This is a genomic window from Oleiphilus sp. HI0132, assembly GCF_001635845.1.
Genome location: NZ_LWGJ01000624.1, coordinates 1 through 1,053, shown reverse-complemented (window position 1 = coordinate 1,053; position 1,053 = coordinate 1). Strand labels below are relative to the sequence as shown.

Here is a 1,053-nt window from a genome sequence, read left to right as displayed (position 1 = left end):
GGACAATTAACTAAAGATGTTCTGAAAGAGCTCGATACAACCAAGATGCCCCTTAAATCCGTCACCTATTACGGAATTGGTCTTGATAGCTTCGCTGTCGGTGACCTGGAGTCTGCGGAAGCTGCTTTGAGCGAAGCAATTGAGCATGGCAAGCGAGAGAAGAAATATACCACGGTGCTATCAAGCAGCGGCCTGCTTGGATGGATCTATTTTTACCAAGGTAATCTTGAAAAAGCGTTAGAAACCGGGATTATTAACCAACAATGGATCGATAGCTATCACGACAGCTCTCAACCTAGAATAATTTCTTGTTGGCAAAATAGTGCCTTGGCATTGATATATACAGAGAAAGCCGAATTTACTATCGCTCAGTCGTACATCAACCCCTTGCTACGACATTTGGAAATTGGGACAGAGCCAGGCCAGCACATAATCATTCAGTACACCCAAGCAATGCTTTATTTTGCACAGGGCAAATATGTCGATGCTATCGAATGCTTGGATGATGCATGGCATACCTATCAGCACAAACGAGACTCCATCGTTTTCACTCCACCAAGTATCATCGCACTAAAGGCTCGCTGCCTTTTATCAATGGGGATGATAGAGAAAGCTCAATTTGTGATAAATGAACTAAACGAAGAAAGCATTAATGCTGTCCCCTTAAACTATGAGGATATTAACCTAACAAAAGCACGGATTTTTGCGGCGCAAAGTAATTATAAACTTGCATTGGAAGTAATTAACCGTCTTGCTGAACAGACTCGTTCTAAGCACCATGTATACAACCTGATTCAAGTATTGAACCTTTCTGCCTCAATCTACCATAGCCTCCACAACTCAAAAGAAGCCGAAGAAGCAATTAAAGAATCATTACATCTCGCATCACAGGACGGCTTCATCTCTGTTTACACCAATGAGGCTGTTGAGCTTCTTCCGGTTCTAGCACTGGGTGCTGATCCCAGCATACCTGACAGCTATTTGCAGAAATTGAGCGCAACATTAGGATTAAGCAATGAGACCAAGCCTGTTCAACAAGATGAACTGCCTGGC

General features: G+C 43.0%; 1 protein-coding gene. It reads left to right on the top strand.

The window, feature by feature from the left end:
• On the top strand, positions 1 to 1,053 hold a 1,053-nt coding region (locus tag A3766_RS30675; RefSeq protein WP_197479416.1), incomplete at both ends, for a hypothetical protein.